The 4,176-nt window shown below is 32.6% G+C and carries 6 protein-coding genes and 1 pseudogene; 6 read left to right on the forward strand and 1 reads right to left on the reverse strand.

All coding sequences use genetic code 11. From position 1 onward, the window contains the following. Positions 1 to 118: 118 nt before the first annotated feature. From AB3I34_RS13820 to dfrG, 6 genes are all read left to right on the forward strand, one after another. Entirely contained in the window at positions 119 to 1,015 is an 897-nt protein-coding gene (locus AB3I34_RS13820) for a ParA family protein (protein WP_002326827.1), read from the forward strand. Between the two features lie 91 nt (positions 1,016 to 1,106). Continuing rightward, positions 1,107 to 1,322 carry a peptide-binding protein gene (locus AB3I34_RS13825; protein WP_001835296.1) on the forward strand — a complete coding sequence of 72 codons (216 nt, stop codon included), beginning with the start codon at positions 1,107 to 1,109 and terminating at the stop codon, positions 1,320 to 1,322. 17 nt (positions 1,323 to 1,339) lie between these two features. After that, positions 1,340 to 1,612 (forward strand): antitoxin, encoded by a 273-nt coding sequence (locus tag AB3I34_RS13830; RefSeq protein WP_002326825.1) that lies wholly within the window; start codon positions 1,340 to 1,342, stop codon positions 1,610 to 1,612. 1 nt (position 1,613) lies between these two features. After that, positions 1,614 to 2,477, forward strand: a complete 864-nt coding sequence (locus AB3I34_RS13835; protein ID WP_002332783.1) for a zeta toxin family protein — start codon at positions 1,614 to 1,616, stop codon at positions 2,475 to 2,477. Positions 2,478 to 2,916: 439 nt separating this feature from the next. Further along, positions 2,917 to 3,234, forward strand: a complete 318-nt coding sequence (locus AB3I34_RS13840; RefSeq protein ID WP_002326830.1) for a hypothetical protein — start codon at positions 2,917 to 2,919, stop codon at positions 3,232 to 3,234. Positions 3,235 to 3,530: 296 nt separating this feature from the next. Beyond that, a complete protein-coding gene (gene dfrG / locus AB3I34_RS13845; protein WP_002415429.1) occupies positions 3,531 to 4,037 on the forward strand; it encodes a trimethoprim-resistant dihydrofolate reductase DfrG in 507 nt (168 codons plus the stop codon). Between the two features lie 33 nt (positions 4,038 to 4,070). Here dfrG and AB3I34_RS13850 read toward each other — a convergent pair. Beyond that, a pseudogene (locus AB3I34_RS13850) lies at positions 4,071 to 4,176 on the reverse strand (IS6 family transposase); the annotation flags it as partial.

Raw genomic sequence — 4,176 nt, forward strand, 5'->3', positions numbered from 1 at the left:
CTCTTTTTCAAAATAAACATAAAAGCCCTTTAAAGAGGGCTTTTATATATTAATCACAAATCACTTATCACAAATCACAAGTGATTAATCACAAATCACTTGTGATTTGTGATTCTTAATGATACAATATTACTATACAAAAAAAGAATGGGGCGTAGTTATGGAGAAGGAAAAACTAAAAATACTTGAAGAATTAAGACGTATTTTAAACAATAAAAATGAAGCAATTATTATCTTGAATAATTACTTTAAAGGTGGTGTTGGAAAGTCCAAATTATCGACTATGTTTGCTTACTTGACAGACAAATTGAATTTAAAAGTTTTAATGATCGATAAGGACTTACAGGCAACATTGACAAAAGACTTAGCAAAAACTTTTGAGGTAGAATTGCCACGTGTCAATTTTTATGAAGGCTTGAAAAATGGAAACTTGGCTTCTTCTATTGTTCATTTGACTGATAATTTAGACTTGATCCCTGGCACGTTTGATTTGATGTTACTGCCAAAATTAACTCGCTCATGGACTTTTGAAAATGAAAGTAGATTGCTTGCTACTCTTTTAGCACCTTTAAAAAGTGACTATGATCTCATTATTATTGATACTGTACCAACGCCAAGCGTTTATACAAATAATGCAATCGTGGCGAGTGATTACGTTATGATCCCTTTACAAGCAGAAGAAGAAAGTACAAACAACATTCAAAACTATATTTCCTATTTGATTGATTTACAAGAACAATTTAACCCTGGACTAGATATGATCGGTTTTGTTCCTTATTTAGTTGATACGGACAGCGCAACGATAAAATCAAACCTGGAAGAACTGTACAAGCAACATAAAGAAGATAACTTGGTTTTCCAAAATATTATCAAGCGAAGTAATAAAGTAAGTACCTGGTCTAAAAATGGAATTACAGAACACAAAGGCTATGACAAAAAAGTTTTATCCATGTATGAGAACGTATTTTTTGAAATGCTTGAGCGAATTATTCAATTAGAAAACGAAAAAGAATAGAATCACAAATCACAAGTGATTAATCACAAATCACTTGTGATTTGTGATTGTTGATGATAAAATAAGAATAAGAAGAAATAGAAAGAAGTGAGTGATTGTGGGAAATTTAGGCGCACAAAAAGCAAAACGAAATGATACACCAATCAGTGCAAAAAAAGATATAATGGGAGATAAGACGGTTCGTGTTCGTGCTGACTTACACCATATTATAAAAATTGAAACAGCAAAAAATGGCGGAAACGTAAAAGAAGTTATGGATCAAGCCTTAGAAGAATATATACGGAAATATTTACCTGATAAACTTTAAAAAGGAGTGAAAATGAAATGGCAGTTACGTATGAAAAAACATTTGAAATAGAGATCATTAACGAATTATCGGCAAGCGTTTATAATCGAGTATTAAACTATGTTTTGAACCATGAACTAGATACTAAAAATACTCGTTTACTAGAAGTGAATCTTTTAAATCAATTAGAAGTGGCACAAGAAGTTGATTTATTTCAACAACCATTTGAAGAATTACAAGCTATTCATGAGTATTGGCGGTCAATGAATCAATATTCAAAACAAATTTTGACAAAAGAGAAAGTGGCTTAACATGGCGAATATTACTGACTTCACCGAAAAGCAATTTGAAGATCGTTTAGAAAAGAATGTTGAACGACTAACTAAAAATAGACTAGCGGTTGAATCGCCAACCGCTTTTTTACTTGGTGGGCAACCAGGATCAGGTAAAACTAGTTTGCGATCGGCAATTTCCGAAGAGACACAAGGAAATGTTGTTATCATTGATAATGATACGTTCAAACAACAGCACCCTAATTTTGATGAACTAGTGAAACTTTATGAAAAAGACGTAGTAAAATACGTTACCCCTTATTCTAATCGCATGACAGAAGCGATCATAAGCCGTTTGAGAGATAAAGGGTATAATTTAGTGATTGAAGGTACAGGACGAACAACAGACGTTCCTATTCAAACCGCAACAATGCTTCAAGCCAAAGATTATGAAACAAAAATGTATGTCATGGCAGTACCTAAAATCAACTCATATTTAGGAACAATTGAACGGTATGAAACTATGTATGCAGATGATCCAATGACAGCCAGGGCAACACCAAAACAAGCGCATGATATTGTTGTCAAAAACTTACCGACCAATTTAGAAACCCTTCATAAAACGGGCTTATTTAGCGATATAAGGCTTTACAATAGAGAAGGAGTGAAACTCTATTCAAGCTTAGAAACGCCTTCCATTAGTCCGAAAGAGACCTTAGAAAGAGAATTAAATCGTAAAGTATCAGGGAAAGAAATTCAACCGACTTTGGAGAGAATAGAGCAAAAAATGGTTCAAAATCAACACCAAGAAACCCCTGAATTTAAAGCAATTCAACAAAAAATGGAAAGCTTGCAGCCACCTACACCACCAATACCCAAAACACCTAAACTTCCAGGGATTTAAACCTTAAAAAAGTAAAAGAGTAGTTACCAAAAAACGGTAACTACTCTTTTTTTATAAAAACATTTCCTCATTTTTTAAAAGCTGATCGAGAAATAAAGCACACAACTGTATTCTTTCTTTTTTCAGTTGGTACATTTTGCAGTCTGTAACGTGCCATTTACTGTTTGTTACCTTAACATATCCAGTCGAAAACACAAGGGTATATAAACGAGCAAGCTCGCCCTTGTGTTTTCTTTGTGTCTATGTTGCGTTCTCGTCACAGCAAACGACACGAACACACTGGCGAAAATGAACCAACAAAACGAAAAAAGAAAGGAGCGTACACTGTAATTTATTTCTAGCTTTTAAAACATGAGGAAAACAGCTTCACTTCCTCAAACGCCTAACAAAAATGGTTGTCAAAAAACTAAAAATCAAAAAAAGAAAAGAGGAAAAGAAAATGGAAAAAACAAAAAAATTACAATTAGAAGATTTTACAGAAAATGGGTTTTATGGAACACAAGAACAGCAATATCTAAAAGCTCAAGTAAGAGAAGAGCTAAAAGAGCAAGGCTTTATCATAGATAGCAGTTTTGAGGGCGATTTTAAAACATGGATAGGTGTATACGCAAGACCAAAAGATAAACCGACCTACTTAGACCCTCAAAACGATAAAGAAGCAGAAGAACAAGAGCAATATTCTATTAACGGCTTTAAACAAGATTTTAGCGAATGGTTTGAGTGGGAAATAAAAAATTTGAAAATTAAAGAAATGTAAAAAAAAAGCCTAGCAAAAAAAGTAAGTAGTTCAGTTTTGGAGTACAAAATGACAAAATGTACTTCAAAATGGACTACTTTTTTCATTTTAACTTACATACCAAATTACATACAAAATGATTTATAAAATGCAATTGAAAATGATAATTGAATGAAAATTTGTGATTTTGTGGTATTATGATAATATAACTTATAGAAAAAATTGCTTATTCAACTAACGGGCAGGATAATGAGAAAAGGTTTTTTGATAGAAATAAGAAATTAGATGGTAAATTAGTTAAAAAGGCTGTGTTATAAATGAAAGTTTCTTTGATTGCTGCGATGGATAAGAATAGAGTGATTGGCAAAGAGAATGACATTCCTTGGAGGATTCCCAAGGACTGGGAATATGTTAAAAATACTACAAAGGGACATCCGATAATATTAGGTAGGAAGAACCTTGAATCAATCGGAAGAGCCTTACCTGACAGAAGAAATATTATTCTGACGAGAGATAAGGGGTTTACCTTTAATGGTTGTGAAATTGTTCATTCAATAGAAGATGTTTTTGAGTTATGTAAAAACGAAGAAGAAATTTTTATTTTCGGAGGAGAACAGATTTATAATTTGTTTTTCCCTTATGTTGAGAAAATGTACATCACAAAAATACATCATGAATTCGAAGGAGATACTTTTTTTCCAGAAGTGAATTATGAGGAATGGAATGAGGTATTTGCCCAAAAAGGGATAAAGAATGATAAAAATCCGTATAACTACTATTTTCATGTATATGAAAGAAAAAACGGTTCTGTTGCAAAGTTTTAAATAAAGAATAAAATCCCTTACGGTATCTATGATTTAATCTGGGATTCCCAATAATACCTTGATTTCAGTACAGACCGAAAACCCGAAGAGAGTGCCTTCTTTTCGGGTTTTCTTATATAATCCTCGGATGGCTTCCATG

The organism is Enterococcus sp. C102(2024) (assembly GCF_040888205.1).
Classification (GTDB): Bacteria; Bacillota; Bacilli; order Lactobacillales; family Enterococcaceae; genus Enterococcus; species Enterococcus faecalis.

Bases quoted from the DNA above. Each gene is read 5' to 3' on its own strand.
- AB3I34_RS13820 (WP_002326827.1), top strand. From the start codon at position 119: ATGATACAATATTACTATACAAAAAAAGAATGGGGCGTAGTTATGGAG.
- AB3I34_RS13830 (WP_002326825.1), top strand. From the start codon at position 1,340: ATGGCAGTTACGTATGAAAAAACATTTGAAATAGAGATCATTAACGAA.
- AB3I34_RS13835 (WP_002332783.1), top strand. From the start codon at position 1,614: ATGGCGAATATTACTGACTTCACCGAAAAGCAATTTGAAGATCGTTTA.
- AB3I34_RS13840 (WP_002326830.1), top strand. From the start codon at position 2,917: ATGGAAAAAACAAAAAAATTACAATTAGAAGATTTTACAGAAAATGGG.
- dfrG (WP_002415429.1), top strand. From the start codon at position 3,531: ATGAAAGTTTCTTTGATTGCTGCGATGGATAAGAATAGAGTGATTGGC.